Origin of the sequence: Nonomuraea rosea, assembly GCF_039539705.1 — a bacterium.
Lineage (GTDB): Bacteria > Actinomycetota > Actinomycetes > Streptosporangiales > Streptosporangiaceae > Nonomuraea > Nonomuraea rosea.
In genome coordinates, this window is record NZ_BAABDQ010000003.1 from 77,975 (window position 1) to 98,881 (window position 20,907).

General features: G+C 64.3%; 33 protein-coding genes and 1 pseudogene. 25 read left to right on the forward strand and 9 right to left on the reverse strand.

Annotated features, from left to right (window positions below; genetic code table 11):
- Positions 1 to 6 precede the first annotated feature (6 nt).
- The 19 genes and pseudogenes from ABEA43_RS07715 (at position 7) to thyX (ending at position 13,261) form a co-directional block, all read left to right on the forward strand.
- Complete coding sequence (locus ABEA43_RS07715; protein ID WP_345560781.1) at positions 7 to 810, forward strand: Nif3-like dinuclear metal center hexameric protein; 804 nt, start codon at positions 7 to 9, stop codon at positions 808 to 810.
- Between the two features lie 824 nt (positions 811 to 1,634).
- Positions 1,635 to 2,063, forward strand: a complete 429-nt coding sequence (locus ABEA43_RS07720) for a hypothetical protein (RefSeq protein ID WP_345559918.1) — start codon at positions 1,635 to 1,637, stop codon at positions 2,061 to 2,063.
- Positions 2,064 to 2,131: 68 nt separating this feature from the next.
- The gene (locus ABEA43_RS07725) at positions 2,132 to 2,383 is read left to right on the forward strand and encodes a hypothetical protein (RefSeq protein ID WP_345559919.1); all 252 of its coding nucleotides are present in this window, start codon (positions 2,132 to 2,134) and stop codon (positions 2,381 to 2,383) included.
- A complete protein-coding gene (locus ABEA43_RS07730) occupies positions 2,373 to 3,203 on the forward strand; it encodes a RecB family exonuclease (protein ID WP_345559920.1) in 831 nt (276 codons plus the stop codon). The genes ABEA43_RS07725 and ABEA43_RS07730 overlap by 11 nt, the downstream gene beginning before the upstream one ends.
- Positions 3,095 to 4,111: an AAA family ATPase gene (locus ABEA43_RS07735; RefSeq protein ID WP_345559921.1), complete on the forward strand. Its 1,017-nt coding sequence runs from the start codon at positions 3,095 to 3,097 to the stop codon at positions 4,109 to 4,111. The genes ABEA43_RS07730 and ABEA43_RS07735 overlap by 109 nt, the downstream gene beginning before the upstream one ends.
- Positions 4,098 to 4,529: an endonuclease VII domain-containing protein gene (locus tag ABEA43_RS07740; protein WP_345559922.1), complete on the forward strand. Its 432-nt coding sequence runs from the start codon at positions 4,098 to 4,100 to the stop codon at positions 4,527 to 4,529. Before ABEA43_RS07735 ends, ABEA43_RS07740 begins: the two co-directional genes overlap by 14 nt.
- On the forward strand, positions 4,526 to 4,654 hold the full coding sequence (locus tag ABEA43_RS07745) for a hypothetical protein (protein WP_345559923.1): 129 nt from the start codon (positions 4,526 to 4,528) through the stop codon (positions 4,652 to 4,654). Before ABEA43_RS07740 ends, ABEA43_RS07745 begins: the two co-directional genes overlap by 4 nt.
- Positions 4,655 to 4,747: 93 nt before the next feature.
- Positions 4,748 to 4,852 (forward strand): annotated as a pseudogene (locus ABEA43_RS68120) (CHC2 zinc finger domain-containing protein); the annotation flags it as partial.
- A 16-nt stretch (positions 4,853 to 4,868) separates the two neighbouring features.
- The gene (locus ABEA43_RS07750; protein WP_345559924.1) at positions 4,869 to 5,507 is read left to right on the forward strand and encodes a toprim domain-containing protein; all 639 of its coding nucleotides are present in this window, start codon (positions 4,869 to 4,871) and stop codon (positions 5,505 to 5,507) included.
- 36 nt (positions 5,508 to 5,543) lie between these two features.
- On the forward strand, positions 5,544 to 5,909 hold the full coding sequence (locus ABEA43_RS07755) for a hypothetical protein (protein WP_345559925.1): 366 nt from the start codon (positions 5,544 to 5,546) through the stop codon (positions 5,907 to 5,909).
- Positions 5,909 to 6,052 carry a hypothetical protein gene (locus ABEA43_RS07760; RefSeq protein ID WP_345559926.1) on the forward strand — a complete coding sequence of 48 codons (144 nt, stop codon included), beginning with the start codon at positions 5,909 to 5,911 and terminating at the stop codon, positions 6,050 to 6,052. Before ABEA43_RS07755 ends, ABEA43_RS07760 begins: the two co-directional genes overlap by 1 nt.
- Positions 6,049 to 6,381, forward strand: coding sequence for a hypothetical protein (locus tag ABEA43_RS07765; protein ID WP_345559927.1), 333 nt, complete (start codon positions 6,049 to 6,051; stop codon positions 6,379 to 6,381). Before ABEA43_RS07760 ends, ABEA43_RS07765 begins: the two co-directional genes overlap by 4 nt.
- A complete protein-coding gene (locus ABEA43_RS07770) occupies positions 6,378 to 6,587 on the forward strand; it encodes a hypothetical protein (RefSeq protein ID WP_345559928.1) in 210 nt (69 codons plus the stop codon). Before ABEA43_RS07765 ends, ABEA43_RS07770 begins: the two co-directional genes overlap by 4 nt.
- Positions 6,578 to 7,396, forward strand: a complete 819-nt coding sequence (locus ABEA43_RS07775; RefSeq protein WP_345559929.1) for a metallophosphoesterase — start codon at positions 6,578 to 6,580, stop codon at positions 7,394 to 7,396. The genes ABEA43_RS07770 and ABEA43_RS07775 overlap by 10 nt, the downstream gene beginning before the upstream one ends.
- Positions 7,397 to 7,416: 20 nt before the next feature.
- Positions 7,417 to 8,085 carry a hypothetical protein gene (locus ABEA43_RS07780; protein WP_345559930.1) on the forward strand — a complete coding sequence of 223 codons (669 nt, stop codon included), beginning with the start codon at positions 7,417 to 7,419 and terminating at the stop codon, positions 8,083 to 8,085.
- Positions 8,082 to 10,118, forward strand: coding sequence for a ribonucleoside-triphosphate reductase, adenosylcobalamin-dependent (nrdJ, locus tag ABEA43_RS07785; protein ID WP_345559931.1), 2,037 nt, complete (start codon positions 8,082 to 8,084; stop codon positions 10,116 to 10,118). The genes ABEA43_RS07780 and nrdJ overlap by 4 nt, the downstream gene beginning before the upstream one ends.
- A 26-nt stretch (positions 10,119 to 10,144) precedes the next feature.
- On the forward strand, positions 10,145 to 10,681 hold the full coding sequence (locus tag ABEA43_RS07790; protein WP_345559932.1) for a hypothetical protein: 537 nt from the start codon (positions 10,145 to 10,147) through the stop codon (positions 10,679 to 10,681).
- A 63-nt stretch (positions 10,682 to 10,744) separates the two neighbouring features.
- The gene (locus ABEA43_RS07795; protein WP_345559933.1) at positions 10,745 to 12,538 is read left to right on the forward strand and encodes a DNA polymerase; all 1,794 of its coding nucleotides are present in this window, start codon (positions 10,745 to 10,747) and stop codon (positions 12,536 to 12,538) included.
- 12 nt (positions 12,539 to 12,550) lie between these two features.
- The gene (thyX, locus tag ABEA43_RS07800; RefSeq protein WP_345559934.1) at positions 12,551 to 13,261 is read left to right on the forward strand and encodes an FAD-dependent thymidylate synthase; all 711 of its coding nucleotides are present in this window, start codon (positions 12,551 to 12,553) and stop codon (positions 13,259 to 13,261) included.
- A 153-nt stretch (positions 13,262 to 13,414) separates the two neighbouring features.
- Here thyX and ABEA43_RS07805 read toward each other — a convergent pair whose 3' ends face one another.
- Positions 13,415 to 13,585: a hypothetical protein gene (locus tag ABEA43_RS07805; RefSeq protein WP_345559935.1), complete on the reverse strand. Its 171-nt coding sequence runs from the start codon at positions 13,583 to 13,585 to the stop codon at positions 13,415 to 13,417.
- On the opposite strand from ABEA43_RS07805, the gene ABEA43_RS07810 reads away from it, so the two are divergent.
- Positions 13,584 to 14,429: a CAP domain-containing protein gene (locus ABEA43_RS07810; RefSeq protein ID WP_345559936.1), complete on the forward strand. Its 846-nt coding sequence runs from the start codon at positions 13,584 to 13,586 to the stop codon at positions 14,427 to 14,429. The genes ABEA43_RS07805 and ABEA43_RS07810 overlap by 2 nt on opposite strands.
- A gap of 11 nt (positions 14,430 to 14,440) precedes the next feature.
- Here the strand turns inward: ABEA43_RS07810 and ABEA43_RS07815 are convergent, their stop codons facing one another.
- Positions 14,441 to 14,671 carry a hypothetical protein gene (locus tag ABEA43_RS07815; protein ID WP_345559937.1) on the reverse strand — a complete coding sequence of 77 codons (231 nt, stop codon included), beginning with the start codon at positions 14,669 to 14,671 and terminating at the stop codon, positions 14,441 to 14,443.
- Between the two features lie 214 nt (positions 14,672 to 14,885).
- Here ABEA43_RS07815 and ABEA43_RS07820 point away from each other — a divergent pair, with 214 nt between their 5' ends.
- Positions 14,886 to 15,230 carry a hypothetical protein gene (locus ABEA43_RS07820; protein WP_345559938.1) on the forward strand — a complete coding sequence of 115 codons (345 nt, stop codon included), beginning with the start codon at positions 14,886 to 14,888 and terminating at the stop codon, positions 15,228 to 15,230.
- Between the two features lie 168 nt (positions 15,231 to 15,398).
- On the opposite strand, the gene ABEA43_RS07825 is transcribed toward ABEA43_RS07820, so the two are convergent.
- Positions 15,399 to 15,593: a hypothetical protein gene (locus ABEA43_RS07825; protein WP_345559939.1), complete on the reverse strand. Its 195-nt coding sequence runs from the start codon at positions 15,591 to 15,593 to the stop codon at positions 15,399 to 15,401.
- Positions 15,594 to 15,967: 374 nt separating this feature from the next.
- Here ABEA43_RS07825 and ABEA43_RS07830 point away from each other — a divergent pair, with 374 nt between their 5' ends.
- Together ABEA43_RS07830 and ABEA43_RS07835 are read left to right on the forward strand one after the other, a co-directional pair.
- Positions 15,968 to 16,195: a hypothetical protein gene (locus tag ABEA43_RS07830; protein ID WP_345559940.1), complete on the forward strand. Its 228-nt coding sequence runs from the start codon at positions 15,968 to 15,970 to the stop codon at positions 16,193 to 16,195.
- 26 nt (positions 16,196 to 16,221) lie between these two features.
- The gene (locus ABEA43_RS07835) at positions 16,222 to 16,707 is read left to right on the forward strand and encodes a deoxycytidylate deaminase (protein WP_345559941.1); all 486 of its coding nucleotides are present in this window, start codon (positions 16,222 to 16,224) and stop codon (positions 16,705 to 16,707) included.
- Between the two features lie 71 nt (positions 16,708 to 16,778).
- On the opposite strand, the gene ABEA43_RS07840 is transcribed toward ABEA43_RS07835, so the two are convergent.
- The 6 genes from ABEA43_RS07840 to ABEA43_RS07865 form a co-directional block, all read right to left on the reverse strand.
- Positions 16,779 to 16,907, reverse strand: coding sequence for a hypothetical protein (locus tag ABEA43_RS07840; RefSeq protein WP_345559942.1), 129 nt, complete (start codon positions 16,905 to 16,907; stop codon positions 16,779 to 16,781).
- Between the two features lie 274 nt (positions 16,908 to 17,181).
- Positions 17,182 to 17,535 (reverse strand): hypothetical protein, encoded by a 354-nt coding sequence (locus ABEA43_RS07845; protein WP_345559943.1) that lies wholly within the window; start codon positions 17,533 to 17,535, stop codon positions 17,182 to 17,184.
- A complete protein-coding gene (locus ABEA43_RS07850; protein ID WP_345559944.1) occupies positions 17,535 to 17,945 on the reverse strand; it encodes a hypothetical protein in 411 nt (136 codons plus the stop codon). The genes ABEA43_RS07845 and ABEA43_RS07850 overlap by 1 nt, the downstream gene beginning before the upstream one ends.
- Positions 17,946 to 18,044: 99 nt before the next feature.
- Positions 18,045 to 18,893 (reverse strand): helix-turn-helix domain-containing protein, encoded by an 849-nt coding sequence (locus tag ABEA43_RS07855; protein ID WP_345559945.1) that lies wholly within the window; start codon positions 18,891 to 18,893, stop codon positions 18,045 to 18,047.
- A 14-nt stretch (positions 18,894 to 18,907) separates the two neighbouring features.
- Positions 18,908 to 19,411, reverse strand: coding sequence for a DUF6879 family protein (locus ABEA43_RS07860; protein WP_345559946.1), 504 nt, complete (start codon positions 19,409 to 19,411; stop codon positions 18,908 to 18,910).
- Positions 19,404 to 19,652 (reverse strand): hypothetical protein, encoded by a 249-nt coding sequence (locus ABEA43_RS07865; protein ID WP_345559947.1) that lies wholly within the window; start codon positions 19,650 to 19,652, stop codon positions 19,404 to 19,406. The genes ABEA43_RS07860 and ABEA43_RS07865 overlap by 8 nt, the downstream gene beginning before the upstream one ends.
- A 122-nt stretch (positions 19,653 to 19,774) precedes the next feature.
- Between ABEA43_RS07865 and ABEA43_RS07870 the strand changes: the two genes are divergently transcribed.
- Complete coding sequence (locus ABEA43_RS07870) at positions 19,775 to 20,155, forward strand: Lsr2 family DNA-binding protein (protein WP_345559948.1); 381 nt, start codon at positions 19,775 to 19,777, stop codon at positions 20,153 to 20,155.
- Between the two features lie 117 nt (positions 20,156 to 20,272).
- A complete protein-coding gene (locus ABEA43_RS07875; RefSeq protein ID WP_345559949.1) occupies positions 20,273 to 20,887 on the forward strand; it encodes a hypothetical protein in 615 nt (204 codons plus the stop codon).
- Positions 20,888 to 20,907 lie beyond the last annotated feature (20 nt).

Consider the following 20,907-nt stretch of genomic DNA (forward strand, 5'->3'; position numbering starts at 1 on the left):
GCTGCTGTGACGTTGACGAACCTGATCGAGGTGCTCGAGGCGGCCTACCCGCCCGCCCGGGCCGAGTCGTGGGACGCGGTGGGGCTGGTCTGCGGAGATCCGGCCCAGCCGGTGCGGCGGGTGCTGTTCGCGGTCGATCCCGTCGCGGCCGTGGCCGCGGAGGCGCTGGAGTGGGAGGCCGACCTGATCGTCACCCACCATCCCCTCTACCTGCGCGGCACCACCAGCGTGGCCGCGACCACGCCGAAAGGACGACTCGTCCATACCCTGATCAAGAACGACATCGCCCTCTACACCGCCCACACGAACGCCGACGTCGCCAACCCCGGCGTATCCGACGCCCTGGCCAGGGCCGTGGGGCTGGTGGGCGACCTCGTGCCGCTCCAGCCCTTCCCCGACGACCCGTGGCGCGGGCTCGGCCGCATCGGCGAGGTCGCGGCGGAGACGACGCTGGGGGAGTTCGCGGCGCAGGCGGCGCAGGGGCTGCCCAGAACGGCATGGGGCATCCGCGTGGCAGGCGATCTGTCCCGCCCCGTCCGGCGGGTGGCGGTCAGCGGGGGGGCGGGCGACTCACTCCTCGGTACGGCCGCCGCCGCGCAGGTCGACGTGTTCCTCACGGCGGATCTGCGGCATCATCCGGCAAGTGAGTTCGTGGAGACCGGCGGCCCCGCGCTGATCGACGCCGCCCACTGGGCGACCGAGTGGCCCTGGCTCGACAGCGCGGCGTCGATCCTGCACGCGAGTGGCGTTACCGTTGAAACGCGTGTCTCCGCCACGGTCACCGATGCTTGGACAAAAGGACTCTCCTAACCCTAAGGGTAGATCGTTCTTTGCACAAACTTCTGCTCTGACCTGCAAAAACGCGATCCTCGATCAAAGCCGGTCTAGCTTCAGATGTGCACCCGAAAGTGCCCATAACAAGATCATTAACACCCTGTCTGCCCATGACTGCACATGGAGTGCAGCCCGCCTGCGGTCACGCTGAGTGATCGTTTGCATAAGGCTTGCAACGCCTAGATAAGGCTGGTAACGTACTTCTTGTCGCCGCGAGAGGCGGCCGGGAAGTCCGGGGAGAAACCCCAGGTAGAACGGCTGGCCGGACTGGAAACGAGTTGACGGCCAAACATAAGGCTGGTAACTTAGAGACATAAGCGCACCGCCGCCGAACAGCCGAAAGGCCGGAAGTAGAGCGGAGACGCGCACGACACATGACAATCCATGGGCACCGTCGCCAGAAGAACGGTCCGGGACTGGTAGCTAAGCGTAGTAGCGACCCGCCAGCTCTCGTGAGGAGGAGAAATACAAAGACGGCATGGATTGCCGCGCCCCAGTGACAGAAAGGTTCCGTGGAACACCACGACCGAAAACCATGGACCCGCACACGCGGGTAAGACTGGCTCTGGGTTGGAACCTGCACTAGCTTCGATACTTTTCGAGCGCACGGACCCATCGCGCCGTGCGTTCGGCCGAGCTGTCGAATCTTCCCCAACGCAGAAAGCTCGACATGATTACCTCCCGTTTTCGAGATACGTCAACCTCCCCTTTCCCCTCGTGCATTCGATGCTGAATGCACCACCCCTTAAGTAGGTGAGCCACAAATGAACCCTAGTCAATTACTGAAGGACTGACCACCCATGGCTAATCGAATTATTGACCCGCTTGAACTCCGCAGCATGATCGAGGCGGGCAAGACTTACAAGGAGATTGCAACACACTTCGGGGTCACAATAGGCGGCGTTCAGCAGGCAGCCGAACGCCTTGGCCTGGTCAGGCGAATCACCGTTTCACACGCCAAGTACATCCCCTGGAGCGTCGCACGAGAGCACGGCCAGACTCGGGAAATCACCAACCTGCGCAGCCTGAGCCGAGTAGCCCAGGGGCACCCGGTGCCCCTGGCCAAGATGAATACCGGCCTCAGATGGGCCACGCGCCTTTATGACGCGGGCCTGGACATCGACTACACCAAGGAACGCGGCTTCTTCGAGCGCCCGGCCGAAGAACCTGACTGGCATATCCGCATGGTCCTCGAAGACGTGCGGGCAGCCCTGCAACCGAAGCCCTGAACCGCCCCTCGAAAAGCGCTCTTTCGGGGGGCGCTTTTTCTCGCACCACATACATAAGGATGGAAACAATGACGACCGGACCCCAGGACTTGGCCGCTGACCTCAACACCCCTCGCCTGATCTGGGTTGGTCGTGACGTCGAGGTGCATTCGGCCCAGGGGTACGGAGGCACGTACTTCGAGATCATCATCCCCGCAGACACGGGAACCTCTCCCCTGGCTCTCGTTGCCGCCCTCAACCGCCTGCCCGAGACCGCCAGGCTCCGCGACGCCTTCAACACGGGCGACGACATCTCGTTCAACTTCTGGAATGCCGCCTGACCTTTTCACGCCCTCATACATAAGGCTGGAAACGATATTGCCCATACGAACATCGGTCTCCCGATTCACCAGCATCGCCCGATGCGGTGTGTCCTACGAACTGGAGCGTGTCCTACGACTTCCTTCTCTCCCGGCCGGATGGCTCGTGCAGGGAACGAGCATCCACGAGGCCGCAGACGCGTGGGAGAAGTCCCACCGCACCATGCCTGTCGAGCAGGCCCAAGAGGTCTTCAAGGACACCTGGCGCAGAGAGATAGCCAAGGCTGACGAGGTCGAGCCCGACCGAGAACGGTGGTTGGTCGGAGGCCGGAAGAAGGTGGTCAACGATCTGCGGGACCGCTACACGGGCGGCCTGGCGCAGGTTTACGACTACATCGACTACAACCTCGCAGACCATGGTCTGCGGCCCTATGAGATGCCGGACGGCTCGCCGGCCGCCGAGGTCGGCTTCGAGATCGAGTTCGCGAACGTCGTCATCCGTGGCTATATCGATCTGCTCATGCAGGACACCCGTACAGGCGAGTTGCTGGTCCGCGACATCAAGAGTGGCTCGAAGTCGCCCAGCGTGCCCTTCCAGCTCATCGTCTACCGCCAGGCCGTGCGAGAGGTCCTGGGTGAAGACGTCAGCTTCGGCGACTTCTTCATGACCCGCGACGGCAAACCCACTCCCCCCATCGACCTGACCACGCTCGACGAAGACCTGATCAAGGAGTGGTTCGTCCGCCAGGTCGAGCTGGCCGAGCAGGGACTGTTCCTGCCCAACCCCGGAGACGCCTGCCGCACCTGCGGCGTCGTCCAGCACTGCCCACTCATGAACTAGGAGGTGAGGAGATCCTTCTTCTTTCTCATGCCAAGCGAAAAGCCAAAGCAGCAGGTGCCCCAATCCCCGTCGTCTGGCAGTCCCTAGCCGACGCGACAGTCCACGTCCGCCGCTCTCAGGTGGCGATGGTGGCCGCTGCTCCAGGTGTCGGCAAAAGCGCATTCACCTTGAACCTCGCCATCCGCAGCGGGTGCCGAGGCATCTATATGAGCGCCGACTCCGACGAGGTCACCCAGGCCCACCGCGCAGCGGCGATCCTGACAGGCGATCGAGTCCAGGAGATCGAGGCCGCCTACAAGTCAGGCAAGGGCGAGAAGTACGACCGGGCCCTGAAGGACTTCACTCGCATCTGGTTCGACTTCGACGCAGCTCCATCTCTGGCGGCCCTGGAGGAAGAAGTCTATGCATATGCATATATGTATGGACAGTGGCCTGAGCTGCTGGTTCTCGACAACCTGGCCAACGTCTTCGACGAGTCGGGCGGGGAGGGCTTCACCAGCCTGGAGTCCACCATGAGCTTCCTGGTGGACCTGGCCCGCAAGACCGAGGCCGCCGTCGTGGTGCTTCACCACGTCGTGGGAGACGCCGAGAGCGGCGATCAGGCGCTCAAGCTCAAGGACATCCGAGGGAAGATCACCAAGCTCCAGACCCTCGTCCTGGGCCTGGCCTACACCGAAACCTTCACCCCACAAGGCAGAGCGCTCGGTGTCTACGTCCTCAAGAACCGAAGCGGCAAAGCCTCAGCGGCCGGCGACCTGATGATCGAGCTGAACGCCGATCTCGACCGCATGCTCATCAACGACATGGAATCCCCAGGGGGAGGTGTGCCCGACGAAGTCTGGGAGGAGTTCAAGGCGGCTGTCGAGGTCGAGGGAGCATCGGAGCGGCGGCGCTATGAAGAGGTGTGAGCGCTGCGGCCTCAACCGCCAAGAGCGCTTCTACTCGGGCCCACGCGGCAGGATCTGCACCACCTGCCAGAAGAAGGCCCGCAGCGAGGCACACCACCGCCGCAGGGTCGGCAAGACCTATGGGCTGGAGCCCGGCGAGTACGACGCCCTGTTCATTGCTCAAAATGGCGCCTGCGCCATCTGCAAGGGCACCCGGCGTCAGAGGCTCAGCGTGGACCATGACCACCGAGATGGGGTCGTCCGAGGGCTGTTGTGCCGCATGTGCAACGGGAGGCTGCTGACCGCCGCCCGCGACCGACCGGAGGTTTTGAGGGCCGCCGCTGAGTACCTGGAATTCCCGCCTGCGATCGAACACATCGGCAGGCGCTACGCCTCCGAGGAAGTCAACAACAACTCACGCCAGAGGAGAAAGCGATGACCCGCTACTACCACTCGGCCGCCCCCCGCGACCTGTCCCGCCCTCGTCGTCTCGACAAGAAGCCCGGCAACCCCGAGATCATGCGCGCGTTGCAGGAGGCCGTTTCCGCGCGCCCTCAAACATAAGGCTGGAAACTCGTGGAGCTTCCCATCACCCCGCTCTTGCAGCACTTCGGAGCGAGCGTGCCCTACGTGGCCGAAGGCGGTCGATGGAAGTCGATGAAGTGCCCCTTCCACGACGACTCCAATGCATCCGCCAGCGTCCGCTTCGAGGCGTTCCACTGCAACGCCTGCGGAGCCAAGGGCAACGCCTACACCCTAGTAAGAAGGGTCGAACTCGATGAAGGCTGTAGTCCCCAGTCAGTCCTCCAGGAGGTTTACGGAGAAGACCTCCAGGGCGTATCACGACCAGCTCGACGACGAGGCTTTGGCCTATCTGACGGGCCCGGAACGCCTGCTCACCGAGGAAAGCATCAACCTCCACCGAATCGGCGTCGTCCGTTCTCCTGAACCGGGCCACGAGCACGTGACCGGCTACCTGTCCATCCCCTACCTGACCCCCGGCGGCGAGTGCATCTCCATCCGCTTCCGCAAGCTCGGAGAAGGCCCCGGCCCCAAGTACCGGTCAATCGCTGGCGACATCCCCCGCATGTACGGGACGGAAGCGCTCCAGCGCGGTACACGCAACATCTGCGTGACCGAGGGTGAGTTCGACAGGATCATCGCCAACCAGTGTGGCCTGCCCGCCGTGGGCATCCCCGGAGCCAACTCCTGGGAGCCGGTCTGGCGACGACTCCTCGTCCAATTCGACGCCGTCTACATCCTGCACGACGACGACGAACCCGGCCGCGAGCTGGCGGCCAAGGTCGCCAACAGCGGACTCGACAACGTCCGCCCGATCCCGATGACCGGTGGGGACGTTACTTCTTTCTTCGCCGCCCACGACAGAGATGGGCTTCGCGCCAAGCTCGGAGCCTGACGTACCCATGCACTCATACATAAGGATGGAAACTCAGTGACCAGCGAAGAACTCGCCAAGGAAGTCATGACCGCTGTGCTCGCCGTACAGGGCCGCATCCTGAGCGTCGGCGCGCAGCAGTACGAGGAGGAGCACGGACAGAAGTTCGAGCTGATGAGCCTCCAGGAGATCATCCAGTACGCAATGGAGGAGGTCGAAGACGGCATCGCCTACAACGTGATGCTGCGCTACAAGCTCCGCCTGCTCAACGAGGCCATCGACAAGGCGTTCGCCGGCTACGCCAGCAACAGGGCTCGCCACGCCAAGACCGAGACGCCGGCCCCCGCAGCAGCCGCACAGTCGATGCCCGTTTCCACGCCGATCTACCAGCAGACCTTCGCCGCCCAGGGCGGTGCGTACTGATGCTGGCCCAGCACATCGAGCAGGCGGCCGAGGACGCCTGGACCGCCTTCGCGGAGCTGACCGCGAACGGCTTCGACGACGAGCAGGCCGCCAAGCTCGTCCCCACCATCCTGTTCACCGCTGACCGAAGGGCCAACAGTTGAAGATCTCCGGAGAGTGGGAACTGGCCCCCGAGGAACTGGCCGCCCTCTTCAAGGCCAAGGGCTGGTGCTACCACGTCGATGAGGGCCTGATCATCCCCAACGCCGCCACCATCGAAGGGATGCTGGCCAAGCTCGTCCAGGAGGCGCTGACCCAGCGCAAGGACGAGGTCCAGGGCGCACGCTTCCTCATCTGGAAGGACCCCGAGCTGCCCGGCTCCTGGGACCTGTACCTGAACATCGGCTACATCTGGGACGACGACGCCCTCTCCGACGAGGAGCGCTCGATGCTCAACCTCCCGGACGAGGACGACGAGGAGTCCGGCGAGTGAACGACCTGCTCGTCCGGGCCCGCTACGCCGCCTTGAAGCGGCACAAGAAGCGGCAGAGCGACGGCCTGTGGTGCGAGAGCGACTGCGCCTTCCACCCCACGCTCCAGCCCAAGTCCAAGCGGCGCTGGAGCCCTCCGGACGGGATCTGGACCTTCATGTACTGCGACAACGTCGAACGGCTCGCCAAGGAGGGCGTATGGGAGTGACCCAGCGCGTAGTAGTGATCAGCGACATTCAGTACCCGTACCACGACAAGAGGGCGCTCAAGAACGTCATCAACTTCATCGGGGACTACCAGCCCGACCGGGTGATCCAGATCGGCGACTTCCTCGACCTGCCCTCCCCTTCCCGCTGGTCGCAGGGAACCATCGAGGAGTACAAGCAGGTGGTCAAGTCGCACGCCAAGGGCTTCATTCGCGAATTCAGCCGCCCCCTCCGCTCCGTTTACGACCTGGACACCGAGTTCCTGATCGGGAACCACGACGAGCGGGCAATGGTCTACCTCAGCCAGAAAGCTCCGGCGCTGGCCGAGTACGCCGAGATGTTCCATCCGGCCAAGCTGCTCGACTTCGACAGCTTCGGCTTCAAGGTCATCCCCCCGTTCACCAAGATCGGGCCGGACACCGTCGTGATCCACGGACACGAGATCAAGGGCCTGTCCCAGATCGCCGGTACCACCGCCTACAACCACGCGGCCAAGGCAGGCGCCAACGTGATCATGGGTCACACGCACCGGCTCGGCATCCGCCGCCACACCTCCCAGTACATCGGCGGCAAAGCCATTCGCCGCTGGGGCTTCGAGGTCGGCAATCTGATGGATGTCAGGAAGGCCGGCTACCTCGGCGCAGGCGGGGTGGCCAACTGGCAGCAGGGCTTCGGCCTGCTCTACGTCGGCAAGTACGACGTGAGCCCCCACGCGATCGACATCTTCACCGACGGCAGCTTCGTCGTCGAAGGCGAACGCTACGGCGCGCTGAAGCGCGCCTCTGACGGCAAGTTCAAAGCTGCGGCATAGCCATGCCCTCATACATAAGGATGGAAACTCTGGTGGAGATCAGCCAGGAGCACACCGACCTGCTGGTGCGGGCCTCCAAGTCGGTCGGACGCAAGTTCGCCCTCCGCTTCCCGGCCATGGAAGCCGAAGACATCGCCTCCGAGGTCACCCTCCGCGCCCTGGAGGAATGGCGCACCTTCGAGCGCAAGCTCAGCCAGGCGGCCGACCACGGCCGGACCGAGTACGAGGTGCTGCACCTGCTGCTGTCCCAGCGGGCCAGCAAGTACTGCGGCGAGCAGAGCTACGCCTACCAGATGAACAGCGCCACGGCGGTCTACACACCGAAGGAAGTCCGGGCGATCCTGCGCGAGTCCTACTACAACCCCGACGCCTACGCCACGCCCAGCAAGTCCGACCAGCACGGCGTGGCCGTCGATCACAAGGACCTGTGGGTCAACCTGGCCGACATCAAGGCCGCCCTCGACCGGGTCAGCGACAAGACCCACGACACCATCCTCGCCGCCTTCGGCCCAGAGGACGTCGGCCTCGCCGAGCCCGAGCGCTGGAGCGTCGATCGCGCCGTGGCCGCGCTCACCCAGGAGCTGAACCGCCACCTCGGCCGCGCTCACGACAACGGCCCTGGCAGCCGCCGAGCCACCTCCAACGCCTGCGCCCAGAACATCACCTACCACCAGGAGAACGCAGCTTGACCTTCGCTTTCGGCCCCACCGGCGAGACCGTCTACAACCGCACCTACAGCCGCACCAAGGCGGACGGCAGCAAAGAGACCTGGCCCGAGACCGTGTCCAGGGTCGTAAAGGGCAACATCGCCCTCATCGGGGACGGGCACCGCGCCACTGACCCCGCCGAGCACCACGAGCTGTACTCCCTGATGCACGACATGGCCGTCCTCCCGGCAGGCCGGCACTTGTGGGCCTCAGGGGTCAGAGGCAGGCAGTACCTGTTCAACTGCCACACCTCCGGCTGGACCGACAGGTTCAGCGAGCACTTCGAGTTCAGCTTCCTCCGCTTGATGGAGGGCGGCGGCGTCGGCAGCAACTACTCCTCCGACTTCCTTGTTCCTTACGGGCGGGTACGTCGGGTGCTGGAAGTCCACATCGTGTGCGACCCAGGACACCCCGATTACGAGGCCATGCAATCCGCGGGCTTGCTGTCCAAGCAGTACAGCCACGAGTGGGACTGGCCCATGGTCATCGACGACAGCCGCGAAGGCTGGGCCGACGCCCTGTCGGACCTCCTGGACGCCTACGTCCGCGAGGACACCCGGCACTTCGACCGCGTCTTCGACGTCTCCAACGTCCGCTGCGCAGGCAGCAGGCTCAAGACCTTCGGAGGCACCGCGTCAGGCCCGCTCCCACTGGCCAAGATGCTGCACGAGGTGGCAGCGGTCCTCAACCGCAGCGCAGGGCTGACCGTCTCCCCGCTCGACGCCATGGCGATCGACCACTCAATCGCTCAGTGCGTCGTGGCAGGCGGCAACCGCCGATCGGCCCGCATGGCGATGCTCCCCTGGGATGACGAGTACATCCTCGACTTCATCGCCTGCAAGAAGGCCGGCGACCACTGGACGACCAACATCAGCGTGGTCATCGACAACGACTGGATCGACGCCATCAGCGGCACGGGTGAGGAGGACGAGCAGCTTCACGCCCTGGCCGTCCTGGACGCCATCTCGCACGGCATGCTCCACAACGGCGAGCCGGGCGTGTGGAACCGCGACCTGTCCCAGGTGGGCGAGACCGGCCAGGTGTTCGCCACCAACCCCTGCGGAGAGATCGCCCTCGAACCCTTCGAAAACTGCAACCTAGGCCACCTCAATCTGGCCGCCTTCGCTTACCCCCAGTTCTTCGACATCGAGGAAGCCGAGCGGGCCGCCAGGCTGATGACGCGGTTCCTCATCAGGGCCACCTTCGGGGACGTTAACGACCCCAACCAGCGAGCCATCCTGGCCAAGAACCGGCGTATCGGAGTGGGCCTGTTCGGAGTGCAGGAAGCGCTGGCCGTCATGGGCATCCGCTACAGCGAGGCACCGAAGATTCCCTACGTCCAGGCGATCTTCCGCAAGCTCAAGAAGATCATCCGAGACGAGGCCCGCAAGTTCTCCTTCGCCCTGCGCATCCCCGAGCCGGTCAAGGTGACCACCATCGCGCCGACCGGCAGCATCGCGAAATTGCCCGGCACGACCGAGGGGATTCACCCGATCTTCGCCCGGTACTACATCCGCCGAGTGCGCTTCTCCACCATCGACCCCGACCAGGTCGCGCAGGCCGCCGACTACCAACAGCGCGGCTACAACGTCCTGCCCGACCCGCAGGCCGCCAACACCGTGGTCGTGGAGATCCCGACCAAGGAGGCCGTCCTGGAGAGGGTGGAGGCCGCAGGCCACTCCGGCGACATCCTGGAGACAGCGGCCGAGCTGACCTTGGACCAGCTCCTGGCCTTCCAGGAGATGATCCAGACCGAGTTCTCCGACAACGCGGTGAGCTTCACCGCCAACCTCGACCCGAGCAAGTACACGGCTGACGAGGTGGCCGACCACATCTACCGCTACGCCGCCACTCTCAAGGGCTTCACGATCTTCCCCGAGCGGGGATACGAGTTGGCCCCCTACGAGCGCATCACCCAGCAGGACTACGAGGACTGGGTCCAGGCCACCGGCCTGGAAGCCGTCGAAGACGGAATCGACGAGGACTGCGCCAACGGCGCATGCCCCATTCGCTGACCCCACATACATAAGGCTGGAAACACATGAGCTTCGACCAGGACCCCTGGGCTTCCGAGACCCCCAACGACGACCCCTGGGCGGAAGAGGCCACCTACGCCGACCCGCCCCGCGACGAGGCACAGGCCACCGTCCCCCCGAGCAGCACCACCCCGAGCAAGGAGAACGTCATCACCGTGAACAAGGGCACCTCCGAGGGCAAGATCGTCACCACCATCAAGTTCAGCTCGGGCTACGACGCCCCCTGGGTCGTCATCCACTCCGACACCGTCGCCGAGGCCGAGGCCACGCTGAACAGCTCCAAGGACTTCCTGGCGCTCGTCGCCAAGGTGGCCAAGTACGCCAAGACGCTCGACTCGGGCACCGCCCCGGCCGCGCGCAGCGCTGGCAACGGCGGCGGTCAGCAGCGCCAGTCCCCGCCCCCCGGCCAGGCCGGTAAGACCTGCGCTCACGGCGAGATGAAGTACGTCACCGGCAACGGCGCGAAGGGCCCGTGGAAGGCGTACTTCTGCCCGCTCGACCGTAACGACCCCGACGCCTGCAAGGCCGTCTGGGTCAAGTAGTCCGCTTCGCCATGCCTTGAAACATAAGGCTGGAAACAGGAGGTAGGAGTGCGGGTCCACCGCATGAAGCTCGCCGGTCGGCCCATCACCGGCCACGTCATCGAGACTACGGAGGACCTGCCCGCCTTCGCTGCCTGGGCCAAGCAGCACCGGGAGTTCGGGTTCGACAACGAGACCACCAGCCTGGAGGTCTACCGGCCCGACTTCCGGCTGCGGGTCTCCCAGTTCTCCGCAGGCGACCAGACCTGGTTCCTGCCGGTGGAGCGGCACCCCCGCTTCGCCTGGTACGCCGCCCAGACCGTGCGGCACGCCAAGAGGCTCTACATCCACAACGCCTCCTTCGACCTCCAGGTGGCAGACCGTCACCTGGGGGTCCCCCTCGCCGAGACGTTCCCCAAGACCATCGACACCGGAATCCTCAGCCGACTGGTCGACTCCCGCGCCCGCAAGGAGGGCGGGACAGGCCACTCCCTTGAGGAGCTGACCGAGACCTACATCGACCCGATCGCCGCCAAGGACATCAAGGGCAGCGTCGGCCAGCAGTGCAAGGAACTCAAGCTCAAGAAGGAGGACTACTTCCGCGAGGTCTCGATCGACGACGAGATCTACCAGATGTACAGCCTGATGGACCCGGTGCTCGCCTGGGTCCTGGCCAAGACCCTGCTGCCGAAGGTTCCCACCAGCGCGCGACACCTGATCGGCTACGAGCACGAGATCGCTCGCATCTGCTCGGACATCTCCAAGAACGGCTTCCTGCTCGACCAGCCGTACACCGCCGAGCTGGCCACCCGCCTCCGGCAGGAGGAGGAGTACTGGCTGATGGAGATCGAGCAGGAGATCTCCAAGCTCGACTTCATCGACCCGGAGGAGTTCAACCCCGGCAGCACGGACCAGGTCTTCGAGGCGCTGGTCTACATGGGCCACACCGAGTTCAAGCAGACTCCGTCCGGCAAGCCCCAGGTGGACGATGACCTGCTGGAGTACCTGGCCGGCAACGGCGTGTACTTCGCCAGGGCCATCAAGGAGTACCGCAAGGCAGGCAAGTGGGCGGGCACCTGGCCCGAGTCGTTCCTGGCCAACGCCGACGAGCACGGCCGCTGCCACGCCAACATCAACACGCTCCAGGCCCGTACAGGCCGGATGAGCATCACCGGTATCCCCGCTCAGACCCTCCCGTCAGGCGACTGGATGGTCAGAAGGTGCTTCCTCGCCGACGAAGGCCACGTCATGGCCTCGATCGACTACGCGGCACAAGAGCTGAGGATGGCCGCTGCGCTGTCCGGCGACGAACGCATGTACGCCGCCTTCGCCAACGGCGAGGACCTCCACCAGATCACCGCCGACGCCGCAGGCGTCACCCGCAAGGTCGCCAAGATGGCCAACTTTTTGGTGTGTTACGGCGGGGGCTGGAAGGCCCTCGTCGAGCAGGCCAAGATCCCCGAGGCCATGGCCAAGAAGACCATCGCGGGCTTCAACGCCGCCTACCCCGGCGTCGCCAAGCTGGCCAAGCAGATGACCCGCCTTGCAGGCAAGCAGGGCTACATCGAGACCATCACCGGCCGCCGCCTCTACGTGGACCAGCAGCGGTCCTACAGCGCGATCAACTACGCCATCCAGAGCGCCTCGCGCGACGTGACAGCCCGTGGCCTGATCAAGGCCGACAAGGCCGGTCTTACTTCTTTCTTGCGACTGCCCATCCATGACGAGGTCGTCGCCAGCCTGCCGCTGAAGCAGGCGCCCTCCCTCGCCAAGGAGATCGGCGAGTGCCTCCGGACCCAGATCCGAGGCGTCGATTTCATCACCGACCCCGAGGTGGCCCAGCGGAGCTGGGGCTCGCTCTACGGGGCCGACATCTAGGAGAAACACCCCTTGTTGCAGGTCAACCCCATCGCCTATACCCGCTTCCAGTCCGACCTGTTCGAGTACCTCACCGGCTTCCGGAGCGAGAGCGCGGCAACCGGGCCTGATGCCCTGGCCGAGGCCGCAGGCCGCCAGTGCTACGAGGCGTGGGAGCGCAAGAACCCGACCACCGCCACCAACCGTGGCTACCTGGCCAACATCCTCAACCACCAGCACTACTCCGTGCTGGAGCACTCCAGCGTCACCTTCCTCATCCAGGGCGTCAGCCGGTCACTGCTCGCCGAGCTGACCAGGCACCGACACCTGTCCTTCTCCGTCGAGTCCCAGCGGTACGTGGACCAGACCGGCGAGGAAGCGGTCGTCCCGCCCGCCCTGCGGGGGACCGATCTGGAGGGCGATCTTCAAGCCTTCCACAACCAGGCACTCGACCTTTACGTGCAGGTGCGGAACGAGCTGACCGAGCTGGGCGTGCCCCGCAAGCAGGCCCGCGAGGCCGCCCGAGCGTTCCTGCTCAACGCCCAACCAGTCGGCATGGTCGTCACCGGCAACCTGCGCGCCTGGCGCGAGGTGCTGACCAAGCGCTACCACATCGCCGCCGACGCGGAGATCCAGGAGCTGGCCGGCGAGCTGCTCACCTGGCTCCGCTCCATCGCCCCGCAGTCCTTCCAGGACTTCGGTTCAGACCCCATCGGAAACGAGGTAATTCGGCGTGCCGCTTGATAGCAGCCTGGTAAGACGAGTCGGAATCGGGGCCGCTGCGGCAGCCCTTTCCGTTGCGGTAGGTGCCGCGTTCGCCGTCGCAGGCGACGACGGGGAACCCGTCTCAACCGAGTCGTCCTTGGAGACCTCCCCAGAACCCTGGCTCCAGGAGGACTACGGCAACCTGATACCAACGCCCAGCGCAAGCACCAGCTCGACGCCGAAGCCGAGCGCGGCCAAGACCGCCACCAAGACCCCGAAAGCCACCGCCAGCCCGATCAAGAAGCCGACCGCCGTACCGAAGCCCACCGTCCCGAGCGGATCAGCACTGGTGACCGGCGTCATGAAGGCGTCCTACTTCTGGGACACCGGCTCAGGCATCGCAGGCGACACCGGCTCGCCGGCCTCCGGCCAGAAGATGCGCAAGGGCTGCTTCGCCAGCCCCATGTGGCCGCTCGGAACCAAGGTCACAGTCAAGGCCCGAGGCCGTACCGCCACCGGCGAAGTGTGCGACTTCGGACCCGGCTGGCCCGCCGAACTGGCCACAGACCCCGTCCTGATCGACATCGACACCTACACCTTCGCCTACCTGGCCGCAGGCAAGGCCCCGGCCAGCCCCACCAACGCGGGTGTGCCCGAAGGGCATCTACTGCTGACCGTCCAGGTGACCAAGTGGGGCACCGGACGCAGCTACAAGAACCGCGACAAGCTCTGGCGCTCGGAGTTCTGGCTGAGGTCGACCAGTACGCCCAAGCCGTCCACGTCCGCCAGCTCGACGCCGAAACCCTCCACCACGACCACGGCCGTGACGGTCGGCACGACCACCGAGAACCAGGTCGTGAAGCTCACCAACGCCGAACGCGCCAAGGCCGGCTGCAAGCCGCTCAAGCACGAGGCCAAGCTCCGCGCTGCCGCCTACGCCCACTCCAAGGACATGGCCGCCAAGGGCTACTTCGACCACGACTCGCCATCCGGCGAAGGGCCTGGGGACCGCATCGAAGGCTCGGGCTTCTCACCTATCAGCACCTGGGGCGAGAACATCGCGGCCGGTCAGCGCACGGCGGCCCAGGTTGTGGAGGGCTGGCTCGGCAGCCCAGGCCACCGAGCCAACATCCTCAACTGCTCCTTCACTCACATCGGCGTTGGCCTATCTAATCAGTACTGGACTCAGGTCTTCGCGAGCCGATGAAGAAGGCTCGCTCAAGCAGCCTCGACCTTGGCGGGCGAGTGCTTGCTCAGGCGGCTGGTCGAGAAGCAACCGATCAAGGTCATGATCGTCAGTACCAGGGTGAGAACCGCTCCACCAGTCGACGCACCGGCGACAAGAGAAGGCCACGGGCCCTGCCCGAATGACGCAGCGACGATTCCAGAGAGCAAACCTGCGTTCAGTCCGAAGCTAATCGCCAAAGTCATGTTTCCAACAGCAGACATTTTTCATGCTCCTTAGTGGGGTGGGTCCCAAAGCGGGACCCGTAGACAAATGATGCCGGGTTTTCATGATCCCCGAACCACGCATTTCAAGATTCTTTCTTGAGGTTGGATAAGGCGGATTTCGGCTGTCCCTAAATCAATGTTTGTACCGGGCGCGGCCATCGGTGTCGGGCTGGTCGTGCCCATATCCCCGAGCCCCTACCGAGAGGAACCCGTGGCTGAGTACAACCAGTTCGTCTACAAGGACCTGACTGCCTACGGCTACACGGGCGATGAGCAGACCCGCAAGCTCGTAGCCGAGATCAAGAGCCGCCTGGACGTCCTCTACAACAACGCCAAGCTCGCGGAGATGGCGAAGGCCGAGCAGGCATCCCGCCACGCCGAGGCCCTGCGCAACCTCACCCAGCGCGCCAACGACCGCAGCCTCGAAGGCAAGGCCAAGCGCTACCTGGAGCGCTACCGCAAGAAACTCAAGCGCTCCCAGGAGGCCGGCGACCTCGCCGCGGCCTCCCTCATGGACCAGCGCATCCGCACTATCGAAGCCCTCCTCGAACTCTGAAAGGCCCCCTCATGGAGAAAGCCATCCAGGCCGTCCTCATCGGCTTCATGACCATCCTCGGCTTCTTCATCCTCGGGGCCATCGGCCTCGGAGTCCTGGCCCTGGCAAGCGTGTTGCTCGGATGACCCTCAGGGTTCTCACCGGATTGGAGGCATGCGAGGAGTTCGGCTAAGGCTGCTTCTCGAAGCCACCCATGAGATGAATGATCGCGAGGCCGAGCGTGGCGACGGCAACAAATGCTGCGCCTCCACTCGTGACGGCCGACAGGACCTCCGCGCCGAGAGCCCGAACGGTCATGGCCGCTCCGAAAGCGAAGTTGAGTGCGATGCTCAGCGCCAACGACACGTACGCGAAACTGCGCATGACAAACCTCCGGTGGACTTAACCACCCCTTGTGCAGTGGGTTCTACTTCAGGCTGCCCGCATTATTTCGCCGAGGCAGAGGCGGACAGCGTTCTGAGGATAAGTACCTGCTCCTTGTGAGGAGCAGGTGGGCCTTGCGGCTCGCTTGATGAGCAGTATCTCAACCTCGCCTTTAAGTTCGCTTGCATTGAGAGGGAAACGCGGAGCCGCAGGTCAAGGTGATGAACCGAATTGGATTCTACGAAAAGCGTGCGTGCGTGAACACGATAGACATGCTGACGCTGCCCTGCGGTGCAATATCTGACAGAAGTTGCAGTACAAGCTTGCATGCGTTTCGTATCTGGAACACTCAGCAGTAGGAAAAGATCTTCGAATTGAATATCGTCCACGGCACCATCCACCGACGCGCCAGCGTCCAAGCAGGTCACCACGACTTCGAGCAGGAGTACGTGGTGGTGCTGCGCACCACCCACCGCGTCCACGGCACTACCAGCCACCACGTCACCCCGCTGAGCATCGAAGCCGCCGTCAAGCTCCACCAGGAGCTGAGCGACCTCCTGGCCGACACGATGTGGGATGCACCCGAGGAGCCGCTGCTCTGAGCATGCACGGAGTTCCACTGGTCCCCATGGGGGAGGACGACTTCGAGGAGATCTACACCATCAGTGAGCGGCATCCCCAACCCATCTACGTCGGCCGGGATCGACCCGACTGGGACACCTACTTCCTCAACATCGCCGCCGACGTCGCACTACGAGGCGATTGTGTCCGCGATCGTGTCGGAGCAGTGCTCGTCAATGGGGATCGACGCATCGTTGGTACTGGGTACAACGGGGTCCGCAGCGGCCTTCCTGGCTGCATCGAGCGCCCATGCGAGCGAGTTTCAAAAGCGCTACGAGGCGAGAGCATCTGCCCTGGCTACAGTGATTGCCGCAGCACTCACGCTGAGGCCAACGTCCTTCTCGAAGCCGACTGGAAGTCCTGTCAGGGCGCCAACCTCTACACCAGCCGACAACCCTGCACGAGCTGCGTGAAACTCATCAGGAGCGCAGGAGTCAGCCTCGTGATCTATCCCGGCGAACGCGCCGGATACCCCAACTACATGAGCCTGTAAAAGGCATCGCCCCGCCTCGGGACCCCCTCGGTCCCGGGCGGGGCTTCTTTCTTTTTTCTACAGGTCCCCCCTCACGAGTTGTCAGAGGCCGCCGGCTGGTCGGCCACGGACTCCTCTTCGACCTTCAGGGCCTCGGCAGGGTCCTCGGTCTCGGGCTCGGAACCAGTCGTCTCGGTGGCAGCCTTGGGCGGGGCGATCATCTGCACTCCTTCGTGACCATGCGGACATGACAGGGGCCCTGGCCAACCGAGCATGGGCATGCGGAGGGAAGACCAGAGCCCCGAACCCCAGCCCCTGGGAAGGGATATCTGGGGGACCTGCAACCCCGGCTGAGGTGCGGACCGGTCGAGTGGTCAGAAAGTGCCCAGCCGGGGCCGTCTATGCGCGAGGCCCCCGGCCGAAGGCCGCTTGGGGAAGTCGGCCTTTCCGGACGGGATTGCCAGGGGCCTCGCTTCCTGGGGGGCTCCAGGAGAGTCACCCCCGGCTGATCTGCCGAGGGAACTGCACCCCGGCTGGGCGCGGACCGGTCGAATGGTCATGGTTCCCAGCCGGGGTAGTCAACGAGAACCGGCTGCGCGAGCGCGGCGGCAGTTCAGCAGGCGAAAGCATCACACCGTTCAGAACTCGGTCGGGATCCTCAAGGGCAGCCTGCTGCGCCAGCCGCACAGCTAGCCCGTCCAGATCCGGAGCCATGAGCACCTGAAGGTGCCCACCCTCGTACGCGAGCTGAGTGATCGACTTGCGCCGTGAGGCCGCCCAATCCCAGCGCAGCTCGTGAATCTCCCAGACAGTCCCGAACTCCGCCCGCAGCGACTCGACCGTGACCATCACGCCACCCCGGATCGGGTAACCCCATCTGCGATCTCCACCGTGCCGCAGGCCCAGGTCCACGGCCCGTGCACCTGCCCCGGCATAGTCGGCTGGAGACCGTCGAAACGCCCAACGGACGCAGCCTGCTGGAACTCCTCGTACGCCGCCACGGTGGTGAAGACCTTCTGGACGGCGCGGCTTACCGACAGGTCCTGGACTGCGATGATGACCTGCTCGCCGTCGGTTTCCGGCGTTAGCCGGCCACTCGCCACCTCGGTTCTCCAGCGGCGCCAGTACTTGGCGCTCATCAGGATCAGGCGATCAGGACACATCAGGTCACTCACCTGCACCATGGTGGTGCGGCCGACTCGGCGCACTGCCAGGCGGGCTTCATCGGAGGCTGGCGTTCGGGCGTCGGTTCCTGTCATCGGGGTCTCCGTGAGCGTCTTGCGGGTGCGGGGCTGTGACTCGACGCTAGGACCTGGCCCTGAGCGGGCTCAACGAACATGTACAAACTTGCGCGCCATTTACGGGAGCGCAGCAGTGGCAGCCTCTACCAGGGCCCGCGCCTGCGGCCCGTGGACAGCCGCCGCTTTCAGGTCCTCGAAGCAGCGGACGTACAGCTCGATTTCGGCCGGCTGCGTGATGGTGACGATGGCCGAGGTCAGCTCGATGGACACGTTGACGTCGCCGTAGATGTGGAACGTCTCGGAGGAATGCTGGTCGCGACGGCCCATCCATGGGATGACGCCCAGCGAGATGTTCGGCTGCCGCATCGTCTTCAGGATGTAGCGCAACTGCTCGCGCATGATGTCGTCACCGAAGATCCGGTTCCGCAGCACGGACTCTTCGATCACCATGAAGCAGCGGCGTGTGCCGTCCTCCAGGTAGCGCCGACGCGCCACCCGCATCTTCACACCTTCCTCGATGTCGGTGTTCCCCGCCCGGTGAAAGTCTGAGAAGCGCTGCATGACCGCGCGCATGTAGCTCGGGACCTGCAACGGCCACGGGACGAGGTTCGAGGAGTAGAAGCGGTACAGCGAGTTGTTCTCGTACAGCTCTAGGCCCAGCTCTTGCAGCCGACGCTGACTGCGCTGAACCCGGCGCCATTCCAGGTACGCGTTCTTGGCGTTGCGGCTGGCCGCGATCAGGTTGGGGATCTCCTCTGGGGCCCCGCAGATGTTGCACCACTGCCGGATGTCGCTGTCCGAAGGAGGGGTGCGAGCATGGACGAGACGGGAGCACTTCGTCTCATCCCAACCGGCCTGCCGCGCCAACTCTCGGGCGGACAGGCCGGAATCTAGAAGGATCTCCCTGAGACGGTCAGCGATGGCCTGGCGGGCCTGCTGAGCGCTGGAGGACTGTGAAGCTGGCACGAGCGGAGGTCAGACTAGGAGGGCTTGTACTCCGTATGGTCGACCGCCCGTTGCCAGACGGACTCGAAGGCCAACCGGCACAGCTCGACCTCGCCTGGCTTCTCCGACATCTCGAAGCCCGCGGGCTCCCCATCGCCGCTCTGGAACACCCAGCAGATCAGGCCGTCGTCGATCTGCCAGAAGTCACACCCCGGCAAGGGGATGTCTTTTGCCTGCGGGCGAGGCAGCCAGCGGACCAGTTCCCCGCCGGCCAGGTTCGAGTAGCCGGATACCGCGTGCTCGAAGGCGATGTAGTCGCTGTGCGGCTCGGAGACAATCCGAGCACGACGGAAGGTGACGCCCCGCTTCACATTCGCCCGGATGAGGTCCACCCAGGCGTTCATGTTGCCGAGCCTCTCCAACTCTTCCACTGACGTTCCACCGAGCCACGCCACGAAGTCAGGCTCGTTGGAGCCGTAGGTGTCCCGCATCTCCAGATGCGTCACGCTGTGTTCGGCGCGGCCGAACAGCTCAGCCAAAGTTTGGATCATCGCCACCCAATGCCTCCCATAGAACCTTGCGCAGATCCGCAGGAACCCGGACCAGGGCCTCGTCCGGGTCGATGTGACTGTGCTTGACGATCTCAGCGATCACTGCCGGGTCCCCTACCCGCTTTCCAACGATCAGCAAGCTGAGGTCTGATTCGTCCACCGAGACCGAAGGGCAGCTACCAGACTGGCTGGGGCCACCCATGCTCTTGCCGTAGAACCGTATCCTCATGGTCCCCTCCAGGACATCGAGTCTGTACGGACTTGCGCGCCACCTGAGAGTGAGTCGAGAACTACTCCAGGTCAAGGCGGTATGCCGAACGTCCACATATGCGCTTGGTAAGGTCCTGTTCCATGGCGACCAAGGTCATCCGCATCTGCGACTGGCACAAGGACGAGGTAGAAGCCACTCACCACAACGAGTGGGTCAACTCCCTAGGCCAGCACAGGTCCAATGACCTGTGCGATGAGGACCAGGAGACCTTCCTAAAGGCGTGGGAGGTCGTCGAGCAGGGCTCCACCCTCTTCACCAACCCTCCCAGTACGCCGGCCCCTGCCCCAACCAGCCCCAACAAGGCCACCCGCACGAGGGCGTCGGCCAAGCCCCCAGGCGACATCACCCTCGCCCGCGCATGGGCGAAGAAGCAGGGGATGGACGTCCCTGACAGAGGCGGGATCTCCTGGCAGGTGGAGGAAGCATGGAGAGAGGCCGGAAGGCCGAACGTCCTTTCCTGAATCGCACTGGTACACGTAAAGGGAATGTAAGGACATGAACGTCCCTTTACCGGATCTTGGGTCACAAAACAGACATACCGGCAGGTAGTGCGCGAGGGTTCATTCAAAATTGAACCCGTGAACAGCACTCCGAGACATAGATCACACAAGGGCCCCCTCGATCACGGCCCCAGCAACCCGCTGCGCCCCACCACCGAGTTGGAAGTGCTCACTCACACGAAGTCCGGCCTCCACGTCATTCGGCAGGGTTACGACGACGGGCAGATGTACGAGTTCATGATCCCCAACTGCCTCGTGGTGGACGTCGAAACGTCCCACTTCCTCATCCCGCCCTTCAAGGGGCGCATCCTCCGCACCTGCGCCGAGGGCGATTTCAACTACGTGAGCGTCTGGGTGCCAGAGGAAGAGGTCCTTGCCTACGACATGGCCTACCAAGAGGCCGCCGGCCTCCCCCAATACGACTACTCGACCCCTACGGCGGACCCAGAGATGCTTCACGACGACTCCCGACTCCGCGTAGAGCGCATTCGATGCGCCACAGGCTGGATCTACGAGGTCACCATGCCTCTCGGCCTCCCCTGGCCGAGCTTCTACATGCTCCCGGTCATGCTCCCAACCCGAACGGCCCCCATCGTGTCCGTCGAGTCGACCGGCACCCACTTCGTGAGCAAGTTCTGGGTGGCCGACAACGCCCAGCCGAGCGATTTGGCGCTCCACCAAAGCCCGAACTGAGCCATAGAGGCGGCTGAGAA

What these genes read in the sequence shown, in the direction of transcription:
- ABEA43_RS07720 (WP_345559918.1), top strand. Translation starts at nt 1,635, where the DNA reads ATGGCTAATCGAATTATTGACCCGCTTGAACTCCGCAGCATGATCGAG.
- ABEA43_RS07725 (WP_345559919.1), top strand. Translation starts at nt 2,132, where the DNA reads ATGACGACCGGACCCCAGGACTTGGCCGCTGACCTCAACACCCCTCGC.
- ABEA43_RS07730 (WP_345559920.1), top strand. Translation starts at nt 2,373, where the DNA reads ATGCCGCCTGACCTTTTCACGCCCTCATACATAAGGCTGGAAACGATA.
- ABEA43_RS07740 (WP_345559922.1), top strand. Translation starts at nt 4,098, where the DNA reads ATGAAGAGGTGTGAGCGCTGCGGCCTCAACCGCCAAGAGCGCTTCTAC.
- ABEA43_RS07745 (WP_345559923.1), top strand. Translation starts at nt 4,526, where the DNA reads ATGACCCGCTACTACCACTCGGCCGCCCCCCGCGACCTGTCCCGCCCT.
- ABEA43_RS07750 (WP_345559924.1), top strand. Translation starts at nt 4,869, where the DNA reads ATGAAGGCTGTAGTCCCCAGTCAGTCCTCCAGGAGGTTTACGGAGAAG.
- ABEA43_RS07760 (WP_345559926.1), top strand. Translation starts at nt 5,909, where the DNA reads ATGCTGGCCCAGCACATCGAGCAGGCGGCCGAGGACGCCTGGACCGCC.
- ABEA43_RS07775 (WP_345559929.1), top strand. Translation starts at nt 6,578, where the DNA reads ATGGGAGTGACCCAGCGCGTAGTAGTGATCAGCGACATTCAGTACCCG.
- ABEA43_RS07780 (WP_345559930.1), top strand. Translation starts at nt 7,417, where the DNA reads ATGGAAACTCTGGTGGAGATCAGCCAGGAGCACACCGACCTGCTGGTG.
- ABEA43_RS07790 (WP_345559932.1), top strand. Translation starts at nt 10,145, where the DNA reads ATGAGCTTCGACCAGGACCCCTGGGCTTCCGAGACCCCCAACGACGAC.
- ABEA43_RS07795 (WP_345559933.1), top strand. Translation starts at nt 10,745, where the DNA reads ATGAAGCTCGCCGGTCGGCCCATCACCGGCCACGTCATCGAGACTACG.
- ABEA43_RS07810 (WP_345559936.1), top strand. Translation starts at nt 13,584, where the DNA reads ATGAAGGCGTCCTACTTCTGGGACACCGGCTCAGGCATCGCAGGCGAC.
- ABEA43_RS07805 (WP_345559935.1), bottom strand. Translation starts at nt 13,585, where the DNA reads ATGACGCCGGTCACCAGTGCTGATCCGCTCGGGACGGTGGGCTTCGGT.
- ABEA43_RS07815 (WP_345559937.1), bottom strand. Translation starts at nt 14,671, where the DNA reads ATGTCTGCTGTTGGAAACATGACTTTGGCGATTAGCTTCGGACTGAAC.
- ABEA43_RS07825 (WP_345559939.1), bottom strand. Translation starts at nt 15,593, where the DNA reads ATGCGCAGTTTCGCGTACGTGTCGTTGGCGCTGAGCATCGCACTCAAC.
- ABEA43_RS07835 (WP_345559941.1), top strand. Translation starts at nt 16,222, where the DNA reads ATGGGGGAGGACGACTTCGAGGAGATCTACACCATCAGTGAGCGGCAT.
- ABEA43_RS07840 (WP_345559942.1), bottom strand. Translation starts at nt 16,907, where the DNA reads ATGATCGCCCCGCCCAAGGCTGCCACCGAGACGACTGGTTCCGAGCCC.
- ABEA43_RS07845 (WP_345559943.1), bottom strand. Translation starts at nt 17,535, where the DNA reads ATGGTCACGGTCGAGTCGCTGCGGGCGGAGTTCGGGACTGTCTGGGAG.
- ABEA43_RS07850 (WP_345559944.1), bottom strand. Translation starts at nt 17,945, where the DNA reads ATGACAGGAACCGACGCCCGAACGCCAGCCTCCGATGAAGCCCGCCTG.
- ABEA43_RS07865 (WP_345559947.1), bottom strand. Translation starts at nt 19,652, where the DNA reads ATGAGGATACGGTTCTACGGCAAGAGCATGGGTGGCCCCAGCCAGTCT.
- ABEA43_RS07870 (WP_345559948.1), top strand. Translation starts at nt 19,775, where the DNA reads ATGGCGACCAAGGTCATCCGCATCTGCGACTGGCACAAGGACGAGGTA.